Here is a 21,551-nt window from a genome sequence, read left to right as displayed (position 1 = left end):
CGGGGGGCGCCCGCTGGCGATCACCCGCCGGCATTCACCCGCAGGTGAATGTCCGGCCGGCGGGTGGGGGGCATGCCGCCCTCCCGCGTGCTGGCGGCCGGGGGCGGATGCGTTGCCCCCGTGGCGCCGTCAGCCTTACTTGCCTGCGGCAGCGCGCCAGTCCTTGATGAACTGCAGGCGCTTGTTCTGCTCCAGGTAGTCCAGCAGCGTCTCGTTGACCGGAATCGGCTTGAGCGAGGCGCCCAGCTTCTTGGTCATGCCGTCCACATCGTTGTCGCCTTCGATGTCGTCGCGCACCGAGGCCAGGTCAGCCTGGTTGGCCATGATTTCCTGGCCCTTCTGCGACAGCAGGTAGTCCATCCACAGCTTGGCCGCGTTGCGGTTCTTGGCCTTCTTGCTGATGAACGCCACGCGCGACAGCACCAGCGCGTAGTCGGTCGGGTACGCCACGCCCAGCGACGGATCGGTCTTGGCGCGGGTTTCGGCGTACGAGCCCAGGATGTTGTAGCCGATCAGGTTTTCACCCGACGACACGCGTTCCATCATGGTGCCGGTGGACGACTGCACGATCAGGCCGCCCTTGGCGATGTCCTTGAGCGTGTCGAAGTACTTGGGGTCGTTGGCCTTGTCCTGCACGGCCAGCATGAAGCCCACGGCCGACTTCTCGATGTCGTAGGTCGTGACCTTGTTCTTGAACTTGTCCGGCTGGCTGGCGATCAGCTTGGCCAGGGCGCCGTGCGTGGTCGGCACTTCGTTGGCCGGAATCAGGCGCTTGTTGTAGATGAACACGGCCGGCTCGTAGGTCGTGCCGTAGGCCGAGTCCTTCCAGACGGCCCAGGCCGGCAGCTTGCCGATCTCGGGCGACTTGTACTGCAGCGCGTAGTCGGTAGCCAGCTTCAGGGCCGAGTCCATCGACGAGCTCCAGACGATGTCGCCGCTGCTGCCACCGGCTGCCTGTTCGCTGATGTAGCGGTTGTACAGCTCGGTGCTGTTCATGTCGTTGTATTCGACCTTGACGCCCGGGTACAGCGCTTCGAAGCCCTTGATGATGGGGCCGGCGGCCTTGGTGTCGGTGGTCGAATAGATCACGACCTTGCCTTCCTTCTTGGCGCCGTCGAGAATCTTCTGGTAATCGGCCGGGTAGCCCGCCGGCACGGATTGGGCGTAGGCGCTGCCGGCAGCGATGGCGAATGCGGCGGCGCAGGCGGCCGCCAGTCTGGACTTGGCAAGCATGGGTCTTGTCTCCGTTGGAATTAGTATCGACAGGCGCGAAGCCTGTTCGCCCGCATCTTAGGGGCCGGCGTCTGTCGTCGTCCTGTCATGGGGGGCAGGGTGGGATAGGGGTAATCCCGGTATCGGGGACAAGGCCACCGGCGCAGCAAGGCTTCAGGCGACGCCGGTTTTCTCAGGGACGTTCCGGCGTATCGGTGACCAGCCGGATCCAGTTCTGCACGAAGCGCGAGTGGCGCCGCTGGTCCAGCCCCACCAGCAGCGCAGGCGACAGCACCACCGGCTGCACGATGCCCTGCGAACGCGCCAGCACGGCCTCCGAAGTCCAGCGCCCCGGCGTGTCTTCCATGATCGAGCCCAGCGCTGCGTGGCTGGATGCCACCTGCTGTCCAGCCGGCGACAGCAGCCAGTCAACAAGCGCGCGGCCCAGGTCCGGATTGGGCGCCTTGCGGGCGATCAGCACCGAACGCGCCAGCACCAGCACGTAGTCCTGCGGAAACACGATGCCGATCTTGCTGCCCGCCGCCTGGCGCGACAGCGCATAGGACCCCAGGATGTTGTAGCCCAGGTCCATCTCGTCGTTCTCGATCGCGTCCAGCAGTTCCGCGCTAGTGGCCGACAGCCGCACGCCGACCTGGCCGAAGGCGTTGGCCAGCCCCCAGAAATTCGACGACACCAGCTCGTCCTGCTCGGCCATCAGGTAGCCCACGCTGCTGCGCGAAATGTCGTAGGTGCCCACCCGGCCATGCAGCCGCACGCGGTCGTGTTCCAGCGTGCGCAGCAGGTCCTGGCGCGAGCGCGGCACGGTGGCCTCGGTGTAGCGCTTGGGGTTGTAGACGATCACCGCAGGCTCGAAGGTGAAGCCGTAGACCTCGTTGCGCCACACTGCCCACGACGGCAGCTTGGCCGCATAGGGCGAGGTGTAGCGCTGCGCGTAGCCGTCGTTGGCCAGCCGGATCTGCAGGTCCGAGGCCGAGCTCATCAGCACGTCCACGTCCTTCAGCTGGTTCTCGATGGCCGCCTCGTACAGTTCACGGCTGCCCATCTCCCGGTACACCACGGTGACGTCGGGCCGCTGCGCCTGAAAGCCCAGGATCAGCGGCGCCACCACCGGCGTGTCGGTCGGCCCCGCGATGGTCAGCACGCGCGACGACGGCTGCGGCGCCGGATAGCGGGTGACGATCTCGGGAATGTCGGCGGCGCGCACGTCGGCCGGGGCGGCCACCAGCAACAGGGCCGCCGCGAACACGGCGCCCAGCCAGCTGGCGAGCGTGCGCCCGCCGGCCCCGCTGCGCTGGCGCGCGAGCGGCAGGATCACCCGCGCCGACAGGCCGCCGCCTGGGCGGTCCTGCAGCCACAGCGACCCGCCATGCGCCACCGCCACCGACCGCACGATGGCCAGGCCCAGCCCGGAGCCCGGCTGCGATTCGCCGGTTCGTCCGCGTATGAAGCGCTGCTGCACGGCATCCTTTTCGTCATCGGCAATGCCCGGCCCGCGGTCGGACACGGTCAGCGCCACCCGGAATCCCGCCACGGGCGTGGCCTGGATGTCCACGGTGCCGTCCGGCGCATAGCGCAGCGCGTTGTCCACCAGGTTGCGCAGCATTTCACGCAAGGCCACGCGATCGCCCGCGATGCGCGCCCGCCGCACCTGCGGCGCGATCTCGATGCGCAGCCGCTGGGCCTCCAGCGGTCCGATGCGGCGCCGCGTTTCATTGATGGTCTCGGCCACGCCTACCGGAGCCCGCGACCCCTTGCCCAGCCGGTGCGTGATGGTGGCGTCCATCAGCAACTGATTGATGAGCTGGCTGGCATGCATGGCGTTCAAGTGGATGCGCCCCAGTCGCTCGTGCAGGCGCTTGGGATCGGTCTCGTCCAGCGCCACCTCGGCCTGCGCCCGCAGCGAGGCCAGCGGCGTGCGCACCTGGTGCGCCGCGTCGGCGACCAGCGTGTTCAGCGTATCCATCAGCCCGGACAGCCGCTGCATGAACGCATTGAGCGCCTCGACCAGCCGCCGCACTTCGGTGGGCACAGGCGTGACCAACGGTGCCAGGTCATCCGGCGCCCGCCGCCGCAGCTCGCGTTCCACCACGGCCAGCGGCGCAAAGGCCCGCTGCACCCCAAACCACAAGAGGCCCAGCGCCACCAGTGACACCACGATCAACGGCAACACGCTGCGCCCCAATATCTCGTCGGCCAGTTCTTCACGCGACCCCAGCGTCTCCGCTACCCGCACGGTCACCCAGCCCGCATGCTGGCTGGCCGACACCAGCCGCCCCACCGTCGCCACGCGCACGGGTTCATCGTGATAGCTCAGATACGTGAAGACAGGCGTGGCCGACTGCGCCAGCGGCAGCCCCGGCGCCAGGTCCGCATACCCGGTGATGAGCCTGCCGTTGGACGTGCGGGCTTCATAGAACACCCGCTCGCTGCCCGACAGCATGGCCAGGGACGACACTGGCGGTTCAACGGTGACGCCGTTGTCCTCGATCTGCACCGACCCCGCAATCGTCAACGCCGACGCCGCCAGCAACCGGTCAAACGCCTGCTCGGCGGCCCGCTGCGCATAGCCACGCAAAAAGAAGACCAGCCCCAGCAAGGCGCAGGCCAGCAGCACGGCGCCCAGCGTGAAGACGCGCCGCCGAATCGAAAAGCTGTCAGGAAGGCTCATGGCTGCGGGCCTGATACCCCACGCCCCGCACGGTGACGATGTCGATGGACGCGCCGGCCAATTTCTTGCGCAGCCGCGAAATCAGCAATTCCAGCGCATTGAGCGACCCATCATCCAGGTCGAACAACTGGTTCATCAACCGCTCCTTGGCGACGGTCTGCCCCAATTTACCGAGCAGAATCTCCAACAACCGAAATTCACGCCGCCCCAGTTCCAGCGGCGTCCCGGCCAACACGACATGCCGATTGGCCATGTCCAGGCTCAGGTTGCCATAGGTGGTGACGCTGGTGGTCTGCCCCGCGGGCCGCCGCAGCAAGGCCCGCAGCCGCGCCTCAAGCTCGCGCAGGTCAAAGGGCTTGACGAGATAATCGTCGGCCCCCAGGTCCAGCATGTCGATCTTGTCTTCGATCTCGGACCGCGCAGTGACGACGAGCACGGGCGCTTCGAGCCCGGCGGCCCGCAATTCCCGAATGACGGTAAACCCATCTTTGCCAGGCAGGTTGATGTCGAGCACCAAGGCATCCCAAGTCTCGTCCAACCCCCACCGCAACGCCTCCACCCCATTACGCACCCACTGCACGCTATGGCCGGCCGAGCGCAGTTTGCTCTCCACGGCATCGCCCAGGTCAAGGTTGTCCTCGACGAGCAAAATGCGCATGTTTGTTCTCCAATGTTGTTGTGGTTTTTTGGGGGAGTTTAACGGGAGGTCATGCGTTTTAGTGGGCGGTGATCTTTTCGAGGGCCGCCCGTCGCGTCGGCGGTGTGCGGAGCGCGGGGCAACGATTGCGGTCCGGAGCCTTCGCTCCGGACTGCCCCTGCGTCATCCTCGTTGCCGCCTGCCGGCGGCTGCCTTCGGATTCCCTCGGGCGCATCGACGCCCCGCGCTCCGCACACCGCCGACGCGACGGGCTCCACTGCAGCATCTTGACCGCCGCTGGGGCGGGCAGTGTGCTTGGCATTCTTGGGAAACTGCTCGGCGGCAATGGAAGATCTTGCGGGGACGCCAAAAGCGGCCGCGCGGGCGGCCTTCTTTGGCTTATGGGGGGTGGTCGGTTGAAGGGTGGAGGAAGAGGGGGAAGTCGCAAGAAGGGGGAAGTGCGACTCGGGGTGGGGGGAGAGAAAAACAAGCGCGGTCGGTGGAAGGAGTGAGCGATGACCCGGCGGCCCCTCAAACGAGCACTGGTAGGTACGAGTTCGGGCCCTTCAGAAAAGCGCTATTCGGCAAGAGCCCCGGCCCCCCCCAGGAAAGCGCTATTCGGCAAGAGCTCCAGCCCCCAGAAAAACGCCATTCGGCAAGAACCCCGGCCCCCACAAAGATGGGCGGCGCGCCACCACCCTTCAAACGCAAACCATCCGTCATCGCGCCGCCCATCACCGCCCACCCCAAAATGAGGAGGACACCTAGTAAGCAACTGACGAAAAGCGCGCAAGCGTCATCAAGCAAACCAAGACACCGCGTAAGCCGCTGGCGGCCGCCCGCGCGGCCGTCATCGGCGGGCAGCAGCCGACTCTTCCCTGACCACGGGTCTAACAGCGCTTCAAACCAAGATGAACGTAGCCCCTGGCGGGGGTGGCTTGCGGAGTGGGCAACCTCGATGCGCCCGAGGGAATCTGAAGGAGGGGCCGTAGGCCCGGACGAAGATGACGAGGGGGAAGTCCGGAGCGAAGGCTCCGGACCGCAATCGTGGGCGCCCACTCCGCAAGCCACCCCCGCCAGGGGCGACCTACGAAGAAGACGCGAAGAAACAATCAGCTACCCGAACCCTCAGCAGAAGAAGCAGAAATACTGACCTCCCCCACATACCGGCAATCGAGTTCCAAAGACAACTCATCCATCCCCAGAATCTCAACCTCCACAGCCGTCCCCCGCTCCAACTCAGGCATCCCGCCAATCCGAGTCACCAACGGACAATTCGCAAACCGGATCAAATCCTCGCGCAGCACATGCGCCACCGTCCGCGTAATGTGGTTCTGCTTCAGCCAGCGCAGGCACCAGTAACGCTCCATCGCGCTCTGGAACTCCGCCCACGCCGCATACTGCGCGTCGAACGCGCCGATGATCGCGAACAGGTCTGCGTCGCGTGGCTTGAATGGGGCCACCAGGCGGGCCGATACCCCGTGCTCCACCGCGGCAATCAGCTGCCATTGGTTCACCAGGTCCACATAGCGGCGCAGCGGCGACGTGCTCCATGCGTATTGGGGGACCCCGATCGCTTCGTGCGGCAGCGCCTGCGTGCTCATGCGCACCCGGCCGGCCTGCTGCGAACGGTAGATTCCCGGAACGCCGTGCTGGTTCAGCAGGCCGCCCCACAGATTGTTCGCCAGGATCATGTATTCGGCCACCATCCGGTCCAGCGGCGCATTGCGCTGGCGCGGCACCAGGCGTACCGGCGTGTCCGGGTCGTCCGGATTGCCGTCCAGGTAGAAGCTGTACTCCACCCGTGAATTGTTTTCCGGCTTGCCACGCACGTTTTCGCGTTGCGCCGACAGCGCCTGCGCCAGCTTCCACAGCGGGCGCAGCCAGTGGCCGTACGGCAGGTCCGCCGCCGGATCGGACAGGCTTTCTTCCGTGACTTGCGTGTCCAGCATGTTGTGGCGCAGGTTCTCGCGCACCACCACGCGTTCCAGACGCGTCTCGGACTCAATCACCTCGCCCGTTTCCGGGTTGGCCGTCACGTACAGCGACAGCACCGGCACCTCGCGGCCCGCGTCCAGCGAGAACGCGCGGATCACGTTATCCGGCTGCATCGGGATCTTGTCGCCCGGCATGTACACCGTCGACAGGCGCGCGCGCGCCAGCTTGTCGAACTCGCTGTCGCGGGTCACCGACAGGCCGGGGGCCGCCACGTGCACGCCCACCCGCAGATTGCCGTCCGGCAGCGTCGACACCGACAGCGCGTCGTCGATTTCCGTCGTGGTCACGTCGTCCACCGAATAGATCTCGGCGTCGGACAGCGGCAGGTCGCGGTCGATCGGCGGCAGTTCCAGGTCGGGGAAGGCCAGTCCGCGCGGGAAATTCACCGCCAGGAAGCGGCGCTTGTGCAGCGCCAGCGCGTGCGGCCACGCGCCCAGTTCCAGCAGCAGGCGGTCCGGGCTCTTGCCCAGCTTGGCGCAGGCGGCGTCCAGCGCCTTCCATTGCTGCGAATTCTTGTCCGGGCGGATCAGCAGCGACTCGGCGGCCTGGGCGATCGGCTCGGGCAGGCGGCCCGCGGCCATGTCGTCGACCCATTCCTGCTGCTGCTCGGCCTGGCGCTGTTTCTTGTCCAGCGCGGCCAGCGCGGCGGCCAGGATGTCGGGCGGGGCAGGGCGGTAGCGGCCCTTGCCGCGGCGGTGGAAATAGGCCGGCGCGCCGTGCAGGCGCATCAGCAATGCGGCCTGCTCGACCGGGGTGGGGGCGTGACCGAAATAGTCCGCCGCCAGCGTCGGCGTGTCGAACTCTTCCTGCGGCGCGCATTCCCACAGGAATTGCAGGTCCAGGGTGTCGGCGGTCGCGGCCGCCTGGCTCATCAGCGCCGCCGGTTCGGGCGCGGCGAAGTTGAACAGCGTGTTGGCGCGCTTGATCTTGCTGCGCTTGCCCGATTCCGATTCCACCTGCAGGCTGGCGTCGGTTTCAGACAGGATATGGCCGGCCTTGAAGCTGCCGTCGTCTTCGTAAAACACATACATGGTGAGGGTCATCCTGGGCGGCGCGCACGCGCCGCCTTGCGCAGCTATATATAGAGTGTTGAGTACTGGGGACTATCTGGGGCCATCCGGCTGGGGGCCAAGGGCGAAATCAAGCACCTCGGGCAGCCAGGTGGCAAAGTCGGACAAGCCGTGGTCGCTGCCTTGCACGATACGCTGGCGGCAGCCCGCGTAGCGATCGCGCATTTCCTGCCAATCCAGCACCTCGTCGCCCGTGGCCGCCACCAGGAAGTAGCGGTCCGGCCGGGTGACGCGGGGCACGTGCAGGGCGGCCAGTTCGTCGACATAGGCGGGCAGGAACACGAACGGCGCGTCGGAATGATACATGCGGTGCTCACCCACCTGGGTGGCCAGGTCGCGCGCCGCCTCGACGGCGGGGTTCAGCAGCACGGCCTTGCAGCCCAGCTGTTCGGCCAGCCAGGTGGCGTAGAACCCGCCCAGCGACGAGCCCACCACGGTCAGCGCCAGGGGATCGGCCGCCTGGGCCAATTGGCGGCGGGCGATGCCCAGCGCCAGCTCGGCGGCTTCGCGCGGGCTGGCCGGCACTTGCGGGCAGGCCCAGTCCGCTGCCAAGCCGCGTTCGGCCATGGCGTCGGCCATCATGCGGGCCTTGAACGAGGTCGGCGACGAACGGAAACCGTGCAGATAGAGAATCATGGGGTGCCTTTCTGTAGCCGGTAGGCGGGGCCTCAGCCGCGCGGCTCCAGGGCGGCGAGCAGCTTGCCGTGGATGCCGCCGAACCCGCCGTTGCTCATGACCAGCACCTGGTCGCCGGGCCGGGCGGCTTGCGCCACGGCCGCCACCAGGGCGTCGATGTCATCGTAACTGGAAGCGCGCTCGCCCAGGGGCGCCAGCACCTCGGCCGGGTTCCAGCCCAGGGCATGCTTGCCGGCGCGGGCGCCAAAGCAGAACACCAGGTCGGCGTCGGCCAGCGATTCGGGCAGGCGTGCCGCCATGGCGCCCAGCTTCATGGTGTTGGAACGCGGTTCCAGCACCGCCAGGATGCGGGCCGATCCCACCTGGCGGCGCAGGCCTTCCAGGGTGGTGGCGATGGCGGTCGGGTGGTGCGCGAAATCGTCGTAGACCTTGACGCCGTTGACCGTGCCACGCAGTTCCATGCGGCGCTTGACCCCGCCAAAGCGGCCCAGCGCCTCGATGCCTTGGGCGGGCGGCACGCCGATATGCTCGGCTGCCGCCAGCGCCGCCAGCGCGTTCATGCGATTGTGCTCGCCGGTCAGCGCCCAGCGCACGGTGCCCAAGGGCGCGCCGCCCCGCAGCACCTCGAAGGCGCCATCGGCATCGGGGGGGCCGGCCTGCCAGGCGCCATCGGGGCCGAACGTGACGGTTTCCGACCAGCATCCGCGCGCAATCACGCGATCCAGCGCATCGGAATGGGCCGGGCGCAGAATGCGGCCCGACGCCGGAATCGTGCGTACGAGGTGATGGAATTGGGTTTCGATGGCCGCCAGATCCGGGAAGATGTCGGCGTGATCGTATTCCAGGTTGTTCAGGATGGCCGTGCGGGGGCGGTAATGCACGAACTTGGACCGCTTGTCGAAGAACGCGGTGTCGTATTCGTCCGCCTCGATCACGAAGGGGCGGCGCGCCGGGTCGTAGCGGGCCGATACCTGCAGGTCGGGGGCCACGCCGCCGATCAGGAAGTTGGGCGTCATGCCCGCGGCTTCCAGGATCCAGGCCAGCATCGAGCTGGTGGTGGTCTTGCCATGGGTGCCGGCTACCGCCAGCACGTGCGCGCCGGGCAGGATGTTGTCGCCCAGCCATTGCGGACCGGACACATAGCGGGCGCCGGACTCCAGAATGGCTTCCATCAGCGGATTGCCGCGGCTGACCACGTTGCCGATCACGTACAGGTCGGGCTTGAGCGCCATCTGTTCGGGGCCGAAGCCCTCGATCAGCTCGATTCCCTGTTCGGACAGCTGGGTGCTCATCGGCGGGTAGACGCCCGCGTCGCAACCGGTGACCTTGTGGCCGGCGGCGCGCGCGATCAACGCCAGGCCGCCCATGAACGTACCGCAGATGCCAAGAATGTGCAGGTGCATTGAAAACTCTCCTGCCCTGCATTGTATATATAGGCAGCGGCCGTATCGGCGCGCCGGGTCGCCCGGCGGGGTTGCGGCGCAAACCGGCCGCAACGGTTATGATCGCGCCATGAATCGACGCCTACTCCTTTCCGCCGGCGTGGCCATAGCCGCCACGGTCGCGGGCGGCTACACGCTTCTGGGCCGCAACAAGCCCCAGCCCGCTCCGGCACCCGCCGCCGACGATCCCGTCGCCGGGCTGATGCAGCTGCAACTGCCCGACCTGAACGGCGCGACCCATTCGCTGGCCGCCTGGAAGGGCCAGCCCATCGTGGTCAATTTCTGGGCAACCTGGTGCGCCCCGTGCGTCAAGGAAATGCCCGAACTCGACGCCTTGCAGAAAAAATATCCACAAATCCGCTTTGTCGGCATCGGCGTCGATTCCGCCGCCAACATGCAAAAATTTGTCGAGAAAGTACAGGTTTCCTATCCGCTGTGGGTCATCGGGGCCGGTGCCATCGATACCCTGCGTAAACTGGGTAATCCCAGCGGCGGCCTGCCATTTACCATCGTTTTCAATGCAGATGGCAGCATTAACCGGAAAATACTGGGTGAAATCCAGCCCGACGACCTGAATCAAACGCTATCCGGCCTCAAGGCGTAAGTCTGTTGGACAAATAATAGGAATTGGCGTAAAAAGCTGGTTTATCGGCTGTTTTGCCAACAATTGGCAATCCACTCATTGGCAAGCGCATGGCGCAAAACATACTGGTATTGCATGGCCCGAATCTGAACCTGCTAGGCACCCGGGAACCTCATATCTACGGCAGCCTCACGCTGTCCCAGATCAACGAGGGGCTTGAGTTGCTGGCGGGCGAATTGGGCGCCACGCTGACGGCGTGGCAAGGCAATCACGAAGGTGCGCTGGTTGACCGCATCCAGGCGGCCCGGCAAGACGGCACGGACTTCATCATCATCAACGCGGCGGCATATACGCACACCAGCGTCGCGATCCGCGATGCGCTGGCTGGGGTCGCGATCCCATTTATTGAAGTACATTTGTCCAACCTGTATAAGCGAGAGCCCTTCAGGCATCACTCATATCTGTCCGACTTGGCAGTAGGCCTTATCAGTGGCCTGGGCGCGGACGGCTACGAAGCGGCGCTGCGTTACGCAGTGCGGCACTGATCTCGCACCAACTCACCGCTTTTACATCTTATATGGCGCGAACCCGAACACCGGGACGTGGCCGACACTATCTCGGGAAGCAGCTTCTATGGACCTCCGAAAACTCAAAACCCTGATCGACCTGGTGGCTGAATCGGGTATCGCCGAGCTGGAAATCACCGAAGGCGAAGGCAAGGTTCGCATCGTCAAGTTCTCGCAGACCTTGCAGCCGGTGGCCTACCACCAGCCCGAAGCCGGCGTGCACGCCGCGCCGGTGGCTGCCGCCGCCCCGGCCGCCGCTGCCCCGGCTGCCGAAGCCGCTCCGGTGATCCAGGGCCACGTGGTCAAGGCCCCCATGGTCGGCACGTTCTACCGCTCGCCGAACCCGGGCGCCGCGCCCTTCATCGACGTGGGTTCCACCGTCAAGGAAGGCGACCCCCTCTGCATCATTGAAGCCATGAAGCTGCTCAATGAAATCGAAGCCGACAAGTCCGGCGTCATCAAAGAAATCCTGGTCGAAAACGGCGAGCCCGTCGAGTACGGTCAACCCCTGTTCGTCATTGGCTGATAGCTGAAAATGTTCGAAAAAATCCTGATCGCCAATCGGGGCGAAATCGCCCTGCGCATTCAGCGCGCTTGCCGCGAGCTGGGCATCAAAACCGTGGTGGTGCACTCCGAGGCCGACCGCGAAGCCAAGTACGTGCGCCTGGCCGATGAATCCGTGTGCATCGGGCCTGCGCCGTCGCGCGACAGCTACCTGAACATGCCCGCCATCATTTCGGCGGCTGAAGTCACGGATTCCGAGGCCATTCACCCGGGTTACGGGTTCTTGTCCGAAAATGCCGACTTTGCCGATCGCGTCGAAAAGAGCGGCTTCGTGTTCATCGGCCCGCGCCCCGACACCATTCGCCTGATGGGCGACAAGGTCAGCGCCAAGCGCGCCATGATCGAAGCCGGCGTGCCGGTGGTGCCGGGTTCCGAGGGCGCGTTGCCCGACGATCCGCAGGAAATCATCCGCACCGCGCGCGAAGTGGGCTACCCGGTCATCATCAAGGCCGCTGGCGGCGGCGGTGGCCGCGGCATGCGCGTGGTGTACACCGAGGCCGCGCTGCTGAACGCCGTCACCATGACGCGTTCGGAAGCGGGCGCCGCGTTCAACAACCCCGAAGTCTATATGGAGAAGTTCCTCGAGAACCCGCGCCATGTGGAAATCCAGGTGCTGGCCGACGGCGGACGCAACGCCGTGTGGCTGGGCGAACGCGATTGCTCCATGCAGCGCCGCCACCAGAAGGTCATCGAAGAAGCGCCGGCCCCGGGCATCGCCCGCCGCCTGATCGAGCGCATCGGCGACCGCTGTGCCGACGCCTGCCGCAAGATGGGCTACCGCGGCGCCGGCACGTTCGAATTCCTGTATGAAAACGGCGAGTTCTATTTCATCGAAATGAACACCCGCATCCAGGTCGAACACCCGGTCACCGAACTGATCACCGGCATCGACCTGGTGCAGCAGCAGATCCTGATCGCCGCGGGCGAGAAGTTCACGTTGCGCCAGCGCGATATCGTCTTCAAGGGCCATGCGATCGAATGCCGCATCAACGCCGAAGATCCGTTCCGCTTCGTGCCCAGCCCCGGTCGCATCACCAACTGGCACACCCCGGGCGGTCCGGGCGTGCGCATCGATTCGCACGCGTTCAACGGCTATTTCGTGCCGCCGAACTATGATTCGATGATTGCCAAGGTCATTACCTACGGCGATACGCGCGACCAGGCGCTGGCCCGCATGCGCACGGCGCTGTCGGAAATGGTGGTGGAAGGCATTTCCACCAACATCCCGCTGCACCGCGAGCTGCTGCAGGATGCCCGCTTCGTCGAAGGCGGCACCAGCATCCACTATCTGGAAAACAAGCTGGCGCAGCGTCCCTGACCAGCAGAAGGGGCCTCGCGCCCCTTTTTTACCGCCTTGAACAAGGCGTTGCCTTAACCGGCTGACCGGGCCGCGGCTTTTGCCGCGGCCCGTTGGCCAGATGGAAGAATCATCATGCGTGAACTCGTGCTCCACTGCCAGGAGGCGCAAGCCGAGGCCCTGTCCGACGCGCTGCTCGAAGCCGGCGTGCTGTCGGTGTCCGTCGAAGATGCCGACCTGGGCACCGACGACGAGCGGCCCCTGTTCGGCGAGCCGGGCACCGAGCCCGACGTGCAGGCCTGGGAGCGCAACCGCGTCGTGGCCCTGCTGCCCGACGGAGCCGATCCCGCGCAGATCATGGAAGAAGCCGCCGCCGCGGGCGAACTGGATCCGGCGCTGTTCGCCGGCTGGAGCCTGCGCGACGTGCCGGACGCCGACTGGGTGCGCCTGACGCAATCGCAATTCGGCCCGATCCACATCGCCGAGCGCCTCTGGATCGTGCCCAGCTGGCACCGTGACAGCCCGGATGTGCCGGGGCTGCAAACGCCTGCTGCCGACGACGGCGCCATCCATATCGAACTTGATCCGGGCCTGGCCTTCGGCACCGGCAGCCATCCCACCACGCACCTGTGCCTGGCCTGGCTGGAAGCCGAACTGCCGCGCGGCGCGACCGTGCTGGATTACGGCTGCGGTTCGGGCATCCTGGCCATCGCCGCGCGCAAGCTCGGCGCCGGCCCCACGCAGGCGGTCGACATCGACGCGCAGGCCGTGCAAAGCACGGTCTTCAACGCCGACGTCAATCACGTCCAATTACAGGCCATGCTGCCCGACGGCCTGGCCGACGGCACCTTCCAGGTGGTCGTGGCCAACATCCTGTCCAACCCGCTCAAGGTGCTGGCGCCGATGCTGGCCGGCCGCGTCGCCGCGGGCGGCCATCTGGTGCTGTCCGGCGTGCTGGAACGCCAGGCTGAGGAAGTGGCCGCCGCCTACGCGCCCTGGATCGCCATGTCGGTCTGGCGCGCCCGCGACGGCTGGGTCTGCCTGCACGGCCAGAAGGCCTGAGCTGGGTTGGCGCAGGATCGCACCATGGCCCTGACCACCCGCTGCCCGCAATGCGGCACGTCATTCAAGGTCGTGCCCGACCAACTGCGCGTCCGTAACGGCCTGGTCCGTTGCGGCGCCTGCGCCACGGTGTTCGATGGCCGCGCCTGCCTGTTGCCCGAATCGGGCGCGGCGCCAGCGGATGTGTCTGCCGTCGCGCCGCCTCAGCCTGCGGGGGCCACGCCCTCGGTGACCGTGCCCGCCATGGCGGTGCCGTCGGCACCGGCGCCGTTCTCGGCCAACGCGGTCGCCGCGCCTGTATTGGCGACCCCCGTCGCGCCGCCACCCCTGGCACGCGCCGACGAGGCGCCCGTGGTGCAGCGGCCGTCCACCGAACCCCTGCCGCCGCCTGCCGTGCCGCCTGCCGTGCCGCCCGCGGTGCTGCGCGGCCGCGATGATATCCGCCGCCGCATCGAACCCGACGCCGTCCTGGCAGAAGAGGGCGATGACGACGAAGACGAAAACGAAGACCTGGACCGGTACGACGAGGCGCCCGCGCCGCGCAGGCAGGAGCCGGCTGCGCCGCCCTGGCGCGACGAACCCATCGTGGCGGTTCGCGACCATCCGCCCGCCGCGCCGTGGAATGCCCCGCGCAGTCCGACGCCCGCCGAGCCGGTTTTCGTGGTGCGCGATGACCTGCGAGATGACCCGTACGACGACCCGCACGACGACCCGCGTCATGATTCTCACGATGGCCACGCCATCGACGCCGACCTCGACGCGCAAGACGATCCGGATGCCGACTCCCGCGAGCCGATCCTGGGCGACGCGCGCACCCGCTACTCCAGCGCTACCGACGTCGGCCGCGCGCCGCCCGAATTTCTCGACCAGGACCGGCAGGAACGTCGCGGCCTCATGCGCAAGGTCTGGGGCTACGCCTGCCTGGTCGGCCTGATCTTGCTGGGCCTGCAACTGCTGTACGTGTACCGCGTCGACATCGCCAATTCCGTACCCGTGCTGCGGCCGGCGCTCGAAGCCGCCTGCAAGCCCATGGGCTGCACGGTCGGTTACGCCCGGCGCCTCGAACGCATCGCCATTTCATCGTCGTCGCTGCAGCCGCCCACGGGCGCCGCTGCCATCGACGACGGCCGCACGCGGCTCGTCCTGAACCTGGTGCTGCGCAATCGCTACGACAAGCCGCAGCATTGGCCCGCGCTGGTGCTGGACCTGACCGACCTGTCGGACACGGTGGTGGTGCGCCGCGTGCTCATGCCCGAGAACTACCTGACGCCCGAACAGTTGCAGGGCCCCTTCGGCCCAGCAGGCGAACTCAAGATTTCCGTGCCGATTGAAGTGACCGGTGTTCAAGTCAACGGCTACCAACTCGACAAATTCTTTCCGTAAAGGATGACATTCATGGCGACCCCCGTTCTGGTCTGCGGTTCGATGGCGTTCGACACCATCGCGGTGTTCGAAGGCCGCTTCAAAGAGCACATCCTGGCCGACCGCATCCAATCCCTGAGCGTCTCGTTCCTGGTGCCCAGCATGCGCAAGGAATACGGCGGTTGCTCGGGCAACATCGCCTACAACATGAATCTGCTGGGCGGCAAGCCGGTGCCGGTGGCCACCGTGGGCGAAGACGCCGGTGAATACCTGGAACGCCTGACGGGCCTGGGCATCGACGTCAGCCGCGTCAAGGTCGTGAAGGACACCTTCACCGCCCAATGCTTCATCACCACCGACCTGGACGACAACCAGATCACCGCCTTCCACCCGGGCGCCATGTCGTTCTCGGCCACCAACGACCTGAGCGACGCCGACGCGGCCTGGGGCATCGTAGCCCCGGACGCCAAGGAAGGCATGTTCGCCCATGCCGAGCGCCTGCATAAGCGCGGCATTCCGTTCATTTTCGACCTGGGCCAGGCCATGCCGCTGTTCGATGGCGCCGACCTGGAACGCATGCTGGGCCTGGCGCAGGCGCTGACCGTCAACGACTACGAAGCCGGCGTGGTCGAGCAGCGCACCGGCCGCAGCATGGCCGACATCGCCACCAAGCTGCAGGCTGTCGTCGTCACGCGCGGCGCCGAAGGCGCCACGCTGCTGACCGAAGGCAAGACCATCCAGATCGCGCCGGTGCGCGCTACCCAGGTGGTCGACCCCACCGGTTGCGGCGATGCGCAGCGCGGCGGCCTGCTCTACGGCTTGACCAGCGGCTGGAGCTGGGAAGACAGCTGCCGCCTGGGCAACGTCATGGGCGCCATCAAGATCGCCTCGCGCGGTCCGCAGAACCACGCGCCGTCGCGCGCCGAAATCGACGCCGTGCTGCATGCCACCTACGGCATTCACCTGCCGGTCTGAACGCCGTTTGAGCGGGCCCGGGGACCTTCGGGAACCTGAGCGCGCCAGCACGGTCGAATAGCCGTCGATTCACCCGGCCGCCGCGGCTTTTTTCCGCCGCGGCCGGTTTCGCAAGTGGCTTTTCCGCCCGTGGCGGAGCGTTTCAGTGTGTTGCACGTTAGGCTTTCGCCCTATGTGGGCGGAGTATGATCAGTTCGTCGGCAGTGCCCGAACGAGGAGTCCAAATGAACCAAAGCAAAACCCTTTCCCTGTTGACGCCGCGTACTGGCCGGTGGCTGGCCGTGGCTGCTGTCGTAACCTCGATGGCTGTCTTGGGCGGTTGCGCCAATCCCAGCGCCTCCAGCGGCGTCTATAGCTATGATCAGGCCCAGCGCGAGCAGATCGTCCGCACGGGCACGGTTACGGGCGTGCGTCCGATCGTCATCCAGAACGACAAGTCCAGCGGTGTCGGCATGCTTGCCGGCGGTGCGCTGGGTGGCGTGGCTGGCAACGCGGTCGGCGGCGGCACGGGCCGTACCATCGCCACCGTCGGCGGCGCCATCCTGGGCGCCCTGGCAGGCAATGCAGTGGAAAACCGCGTGGGCAAGAATTCCGGCTACGAAATCACGGTGCGTCTGGATAACGGCGAAACCCGCGTCGTGGCCCAGGAAGCCGATGTGCCGATCAGCGTCGGCCAGCGCGTCCAGGTCATCAGCGGCGCCGGCCCGACCCGCGTCACGCCGATGTAAGCCTGTTGGCATGGCCCTGGCAGCAAAAAAGCCCGCGCAAGCGGGCTTTTTTTCGTCTCGACGGCGTGTGAGGCCATCGGGGGCGGATTTAGCCCCTGGTCAGGAAGGTAAGAATCTGTCGCTCCGCTGCAACGCAGCACCCGGTATTTACCCGCAGGCGTAACGTTTACGAGCCTTTTATAGCGAATTGGTCTGTAAGTTTCATGGCGATTCAACGTTTGAAGTGCCATGATTGCACCCGTGAGCGATCTCGACGCGCAATTTTCATGTAACCAAGTGCGTCGGCAGGTCGGTCCAAGTGGCGGTAGAAGTCAGTCGATTTTCAACCGTTTTTTTGTATACTCGCCGTCCTATATCTCGGGGCGGGGAATATTTTGCCGACGAGGCAACGCGTAACGCCGCACTTATTTATGCATACCGAGCAAGAACTCCACACCAAGATCGGCGAGATCGTCGAGTCGATCGTCCTGAAGAAAGTCACTCCCGACACTCAACTGATTGCCACCGGCCTGGTCGACTCGCTCGCCGCCGTGGACATCACGCTGGCGGTCGAGGCGGAGTACGGCTGCAGCATTCCGGCTCCCGAGATCGCAGAGCATCTGCAGTCGGTCCGCACGCTCGCCGGCTATGTCGCTGCCAATCTTTCGTAATACCCGCCTGCTGTCCCACGTTGCGGCCGCCACCACGGCGGTGGCCCTGGCGTACGGAGCCTACTGCGGCGCGGATGACCTGCTGAGCCGCATCGTCCACCCGGTATCGACGGTGGCGTCGGACAAAAGCAACTATCTGCCCAATCTGGGGCCGGATTGGGGCACGCAGCACGTCAACCTGACCCGGCTGGGCAATGCGCTCAGCGACGGCACGCTGGTCGTGCTGGGGTCGTCCGAATTGTCCAGCCACGACCTGCGTTTCGTGCCTTACCGCTTCTTCCCCGAAGAGCTCAAGGTGCCGACGCTGGCCTATGGCCACGCCATGTTCCAGTCTTACGGCATCGTCAGCGTGCTGGAATCGGTGGCGGATTCGCTCACGCCGAACACGCGGCTGGTGATCATGGTGTCGCCGGCCTGGTTCGCCTCGGGCGGGCAGCTGCCGCGCAGCGCGTTTGCCGAACACGTGACCGGCCCGGTCTGGGACCGCCTCTGGGAAAAACCCAGCACGCGCGAGCAGATGCAGAACTGGATCACCGACAACGCCAATTGGGGCTTGCTGTGGCTGATCGCCAATGGCCAGGTCTCCGAGCTGAAAGACAAACTGTCGCTATGGTGGAACACGCGCAAGGAACCCGCGCCCGACCGTCCGCGCAGCAAGCTGTCGGTCCCGGCGCACCGTTTCGTGTCGTGGCCATCGTCGGCACGGCTGAATGCCGGGCAGTGGTCGCGCCTGACGCATGAGGCGCGCGAGGTCGAGCACGAACTGGGCAGCAACAATCCCTACGACGTGCGCGACGACTACTACAAGCAGTATCTGGCGTCGCTGTATTCACCGGCCCGCAACGAATTCGCCAACGTCGACCCGATCACCCGCACCGAGCTGGGCGACCTGTCGCGCGTCATGGCCTTGCTGCAAAAGCGCAAGGTCAAGGCCTACTTCGTGATCCAGCCGTTCAACCCCAAGCTCATCCTCGACGTCGAACGCTTCGACCCGGTGGTGGCCGCCATTACCGGCATGTGCACGCGCTACCAGATGGGTTGCCTGGACCTGTACAGCATTCCCTTCGAACCCGGCATGGTGCGTGATGACATGCATTTGGCCGAGCTCGGTTGGGCGATGGCGGACCAAGGCATTGCGGAGTACTTTTCCCGATGAAACTCTTTCGTAAAGCCGATCCGGCTGCCGGCGACGGCGCCCAGGATCAAGGCGCCCGCAAGTCGGGCATGGCATGGGGCCGGCGTTTCTTCTGGCACCTGTGCCTGTATATCGGGGTGATCCTGGTGTTCGTGCTGCAAGCGCAGCCCACCACGGGTAGCGGCGGACCTATCAAGGTCGAATTCCAATACCAACAGTTCTGACCGCAGCATGGAATTGTTCGCAAGCTTGAGCTTTTTCGGCGGCGCCCTGTGCGGCGGGCTGGGTCTTTTGGCCTACCGTTCCTTCGGCATGCCGCTGCGCATCGGCTATCGCCACGTCATCGGCGTGATCTGCCTGGGCGTCTGGATGGCGGTGTTCTGGGCGCGCCCCTACCAGCCGCTGGCGCTGCTGGCCATTTCGGGCACGGCGTTGTGGGCCGTACGGCGCAACTACATCCCCACCTGGCTGGCCGTCATCATCACCATGACGCCGCTGCTGCTGGTCAAGACCGGGGTCTCGCACCTGGGCGCCATGCTGGGGCTGTCGTTCGCCACCTTCCGCGCCATCGACGTGCTGCTGTTTGCCCAGCGCAACGAGCGCATCTCGCCGCTCGACTATTTCATCTACCTGTTCTTCCCGCTGACGCTGCTGGCCGGGCCGATGTATCGGTGGCGCAGTTTCCAGGCCGACCTGAAACGCGGCTATGAAGGCGTGAACCTCAATACCTGGCTGACCGGCCTGGAATTGATCATGCTGGGCGTGATCCAGAAATTCGGCCTGGCCGAACTGATCTGGCGCTACGGCCTGGCGACGCTGGATGCGCACGATTATTCGTTCACCGGCGTGGCGCTCAACGCCTCGCTCTACAGCGCCTACCTGTTCTTCGATTTCGCCGGCTATTCCACCATGGCCATCGGTATCGGCATGCTGTTCGGCTTCACGCTGCCGATCAACTTCCGCAACCCGCTGGCCACGCTCAATCCGCAGGACTTCTGGCGCCGTTGGCACATCAGCCTGTCCGAGTGGCTGCGCGACGTGGTGTTCATGCCGATCTACAAGGCGCTGAGCAAGACGCCGTTCTTCGCGCGCCACCGCATGGCGGCGCAGAACATCGGCATCTTCGCCACGCTGCTGGCCATGGGCGTCTGGAACGGGCTGTCGGTGCACTACATCGTCAGCGGCCTGATGTTCGGGGCGTATTCGGTGGGCCATAACCTGCTGATCAATGCCGCCCGCACGCGGCCGGCGCTGCAGGCCACGCTGGCGCGTCCCGTCATGCGCTTTCTCGGGCGCGTTCTCACCCTGATTCTCGCTGCCCTGGCGCTGTACGTGTTCAGCGGCCGCAGCCCCATCTGATGCCCGGAGTTTCGGCATGCGTTTCGACCTGAAGACCTTCCAGTTCGTTGACTCTGCCCGCGCGCCCGACGCGCTGGCGGTGGTCGCGGCCGACCGCAGCCTGACCTGGGCGCAGTTGCGCGACGAAGCCGTGGCCTGGGCCGACCAGGCCCGCGAACACGGCGCGGCCCCCGATGTGCCCGTGGCCATCTACGGCCACAAAGAGGCCTCGTTCTTCGTCGCCATGGTGGGGGCCTTGCTGATCGGCGCGCCGTTCGTGCCGGTCGACACCATCTACCCGCCCGAACGCCTGCGCCGCATCGTCGAGATCGTGCGCGCCGCCGCCGTCTACGACGCCGCGGCCCAGGGCTTCGAACCGGGTGACGGCGCCGAACTGGCCGAGCGCGGCCTGGCCTACGTCATGTTCACGTCCGGCAGCACGGGCGACCCCAAGGGCGTGCAGATCGGCCGCGAAAGCGTCGGCCTGCTGGGCGACTGGATGCTGGGCAGCTTCGGCCTGGGCGATGCGCCGGTGTTCATGAACCAGGCGCCGTTCAGCTTCGACCTGTCGATGTACGAAGTGTTCGCCACGCTGGCCGCCGGTGGCACCTGCGTGCTGAGTTCGCGCGAACAGATCGGCGCGGCGGCCACCTGGATGCCGCGGCTGGCGGCCAATGGCATCACGGTATGGGTGTCGACGCCGTCGTTTGCGCACCAGCAGCTGGCCAACCGCGATTTCTCGCCGGCCACCTTGCCCACGCTGCGCACCTTCCTGTTCTGCGGCGAGCCCTTGCCCGCGGCGCTGGCCAAGAAGCTGCGCCAGCGCTTCCCGGACGCCGTGATCCTGAACACCTACGGCCCGACCGAAGCCACCGTGGCCACCACCTGGATCGACATCACCGACGCCGTGCTGGCGGCGCATGATCCGCTGCCGGTGGGCTACGCCAAGCCCGATTGCGAACTGCGGGTGCAGGACGGCGAGATCTGCATCGTGGGCGACCACGTCATGCGCGGGTACCTGAACCGCCCGGACCTGAACGAGGCCAAGCTGTTCGTGGCCGAAGATGGCCGCCGCGGATTCCGCACGGGCGATCTGGGCCAGATGGAGGCCGACGGGCTGCTGTTCTGCCGCGGCCGCATGGACGACCAGATCAAGCTGAATGGCTACCGCATCGAGCTGGCCGAGATCGACGAAGCGCTGCATGGCTTGCCGGGCGTGGAAGGCGGCGCCTGCGCGGTCTTGCGCCGTCCGGATGGCACGGCAGTGCGCCTGATCGGCTTCGTGGCGGGCGGCGCAACGGGCGAGGCCGATGCGCGCTTTCTGCAGCCGGACGCGCTGTCGGGCTGGAAAGACCGGCTGGCCCAGCGCCTGCCGCCCTACATGGTGCCGTCCGAGCTGGTGGCCTGCCCGGCGCTGCCGATGTCGAACAACCACAAGATCGACCGCAAGAAGCTGATCGACATCTACGCCGCGATTCCGGCGTGATGACGAGCGGGCAGGGCGCGAGCCTTCCGCCCGCACGAATCCAAAAAAAAGCCCAGGCGGAAAATGCCTGGGCTTTTTTGTCAGTGCCCGCTGGCGCCTTGCCAGCGGCTGTCTATCGGGT

19 protein-coding genes are annotated in these 21,551 nt (G+C 66.1%); 13 read left to right on the top strand and 6 right to left on the bottom strand.

Going from position 1 to position 21,551, the window contains the following annotated elements; translation table 11 throughout:
- Positions 1 to 135: 135 nt before the first annotated feature.
- The 6 genes from U858_RS0113240 to mpl all read right to left on the bottom strand — a co-directional run bounded on the left by U858_RS0113240 (position 136) and on the right by mpl (position 9,645).
- Positions 136 to 1,233 (bottom strand): ABC transporter substrate-binding protein, encoded by a 1,098-nt coding sequence (locus U858_RS0113240; RefSeq protein WP_025137634.1) that lies wholly within the window; start codon positions 1,231 to 1,233, stop codon positions 136 to 138.
- 172 nt (positions 1,234 to 1,405) lie between these two features.
- Positions 1,406 to 3,901 (bottom strand): extracellular solute-binding protein, encoded by a 2,496-nt coding sequence (locus U858_RS0113235; protein WP_025137633.1) that lies wholly within the window; start codon positions 3,899 to 3,901, stop codon positions 1,406 to 1,408.
- The gene (locus U858_RS0113230) at positions 3,888 to 4,559 is read right to left on the bottom strand and encodes a response regulator transcription factor (RefSeq protein WP_025137632.1); all 672 of its coding nucleotides are present in this window, start codon (positions 4,557 to 4,559) and stop codon (positions 3,888 to 3,890) included. Before U858_RS0113230 ends, U858_RS0113235 begins: the two co-directional genes overlap by 14 nt.
- 1,091 nt (positions 4,560 to 5,650) lie before the next feature.
- Positions 5,651 to 7,567: a ribonuclease catalytic domain-containing protein gene (locus U858_RS0113225; protein ID WP_025137631.1), complete on the bottom strand. Its 1,917-nt coding sequence runs from the start codon at positions 7,565 to 7,567 to the stop codon at positions 5,651 to 5,653.
- A gap of 72 nt (positions 7,568 to 7,639) precedes the next feature.
- The gene (locus U858_RS0113220) at positions 7,640 to 8,242 is read right to left on the bottom strand and encodes a YqiA/YcfP family alpha/beta fold hydrolase (protein WP_025137630.1); all 603 of its coding nucleotides are present in this window, start codon (positions 8,240 to 8,242) and stop codon (positions 7,640 to 7,642) included.
- Between the two features lie 32 nt (positions 8,243 to 8,274).
- Complete coding sequence (gene mpl / locus U858_RS0113215) at positions 8,275 to 9,645, bottom strand: UDP-N-acetylmuramate:L-alanyl-gamma-D-glutamyl-meso-diaminopimelate ligase (protein ID WP_025137629.1); 1,371 nt, start codon at positions 9,643 to 9,645, stop codon at positions 8,275 to 8,277.
- Positions 9,646 to 9,754: 109 nt separating this feature from the next.
- Between mpl and U858_RS0113210 the strand changes: the two genes are divergently transcribed.
- The 13 genes from U858_RS0113210 to U858_RS0113150 all read left to right on the top strand — a co-directional run bounded on the left by U858_RS0113210 (position 9,755) and on the right by U858_RS0113150 (position 21,430).
- On the top strand, positions 9,755 to 10,288 hold the full coding sequence (locus U858_RS0113210) for a TlpA disulfide reductase family protein (protein ID WP_025137628.1): 534 nt from the start codon (positions 9,755 to 9,757) through the stop codon (positions 10,286 to 10,288).
- An 89-nt stretch (positions 10,289 to 10,377) separates the two neighbouring features.
- A complete protein-coding gene (gene aroQ / locus U858_RS0113205; protein WP_025137627.1) occupies positions 10,378 to 10,812 on the top strand; it encodes a type II 3-dehydroquinate dehydratase in 435 nt (144 codons plus the stop codon).
- Between the two features lie 88 nt (positions 10,813 to 10,900).
- The gene (gene accB, locus U858_RS0113200) at positions 10,901 to 11,359 is read left to right on the top strand and encodes an acetyl-CoA carboxylase biotin carboxyl carrier protein (protein ID WP_025137626.1); all 459 of its coding nucleotides are present in this window, start codon (positions 10,901 to 10,903) and stop codon (positions 11,357 to 11,359) included.
- A gap of 9 nt (positions 11,360 to 11,368) precedes the next feature.
- Positions 11,369 to 12,715, top strand: a complete 1,347-nt coding sequence (gene accC / locus U858_RS0113195) for an acetyl-CoA carboxylase biotin carboxylase subunit (RefSeq protein WP_025137625.1) — start codon at positions 11,369 to 11,371, stop codon at positions 12,713 to 12,715.
- Between the two features lie 114 nt (positions 12,716 to 12,829).
- Entirely contained in the window at positions 12,830 to 13,756 is a 927-nt protein-coding gene (gene prmA, locus U858_RS0113190) for a 50S ribosomal protein L11 methyltransferase (protein WP_025137624.1), read from the top strand.
- Between the two features lie 24 nt (positions 13,757 to 13,780).
- The gene (locus U858_RS0113185) at positions 13,781 to 15,139 is read left to right on the top strand and encodes a DUF3426 domain-containing protein (protein ID WP_025137623.1); all 1,359 of its coding nucleotides are present in this window, start codon (positions 13,781 to 13,783) and stop codon (positions 15,137 to 15,139) included.
- Between the two features lie 12 nt (positions 15,140 to 15,151).
- Complete coding sequence (locus U858_RS0113180) at positions 15,152 to 16,093, top strand: carbohydrate kinase family protein (RefSeq protein WP_025137622.1); 942 nt, start codon at positions 15,152 to 15,154, stop codon at positions 16,091 to 16,093.
- A gap of 224 nt (positions 16,094 to 16,317) precedes the next feature.
- Positions 16,318 to 16,821, top strand: coding sequence for a glycine zipper 2TM domain-containing protein (locus U858_RS0113175; RefSeq protein ID WP_025137621.1), 504 nt, complete (start codon positions 16,318 to 16,320; stop codon positions 16,819 to 16,821).
- A 410-nt stretch (positions 16,822 to 17,231) separates the two neighbouring features.
- On the top strand, positions 17,232 to 17,471 hold the full coding sequence (locus U858_RS0113170; RefSeq protein WP_025137620.1) for an acyl carrier protein: 240 nt from the start codon (positions 17,232 to 17,234) through the stop codon (positions 17,469 to 17,471).
- A complete protein-coding gene (locus U858_RS0113165) occupies positions 17,449 to 18,627 on the top strand; it encodes a D-alanyl-lipoteichoic acid biosynthesis protein DltD (RefSeq protein ID WP_025137619.1) in 1,179 nt (392 codons plus the stop codon). Before U858_RS0113170 ends, U858_RS0113165 begins: the two co-directional genes overlap by 23 nt.
- Positions 18,624 to 18,830 carry a hypothetical protein gene (locus U858_RS33685; RefSeq protein ID WP_025137618.1) on the top strand — a complete coding sequence of 69 codons (207 nt, stop codon included), beginning with the start codon at positions 18,624 to 18,626 and terminating at the stop codon, positions 18,828 to 18,830. Before U858_RS0113165 ends, U858_RS33685 begins: the two co-directional genes overlap by 4 nt.
- Before the next feature lie 7 nt (positions 18,831 to 18,837).
- The gene (locus U858_RS0113155; protein WP_025137617.1) at positions 18,838 to 19,965 is read left to right on the top strand and encodes an MBOAT family O-acyltransferase; all 1,128 of its coding nucleotides are present in this window, start codon (positions 18,838 to 18,840) and stop codon (positions 19,963 to 19,965) included.
- Between the two features lie 16 nt (positions 19,966 to 19,981).
- Positions 19,982 to 21,430 (top strand): D-alanine--poly(phosphoribitol) ligase, encoded by a 1,449-nt coding sequence (locus U858_RS0113150; RefSeq protein ID WP_025137616.1) that lies wholly within the window; start codon positions 19,982 to 19,984, stop codon positions 21,428 to 21,430.
- Positions 21,431 to 21,551 lie beyond the last annotated feature (121 nt).

This window comes from Achromobacter sp. DH1f, assembly GCF_000633435.1.
In the GTDB taxonomy this organism is placed as follows: Bacteria; Pseudomonadota; Gammaproteobacteria; order Burkholderiales; family Burkholderiaceae_B; genus Achromobacter; species Achromobacter deleyi.
This window is presented reverse-complemented; position numbering and strand designations above follow the sequence as displayed.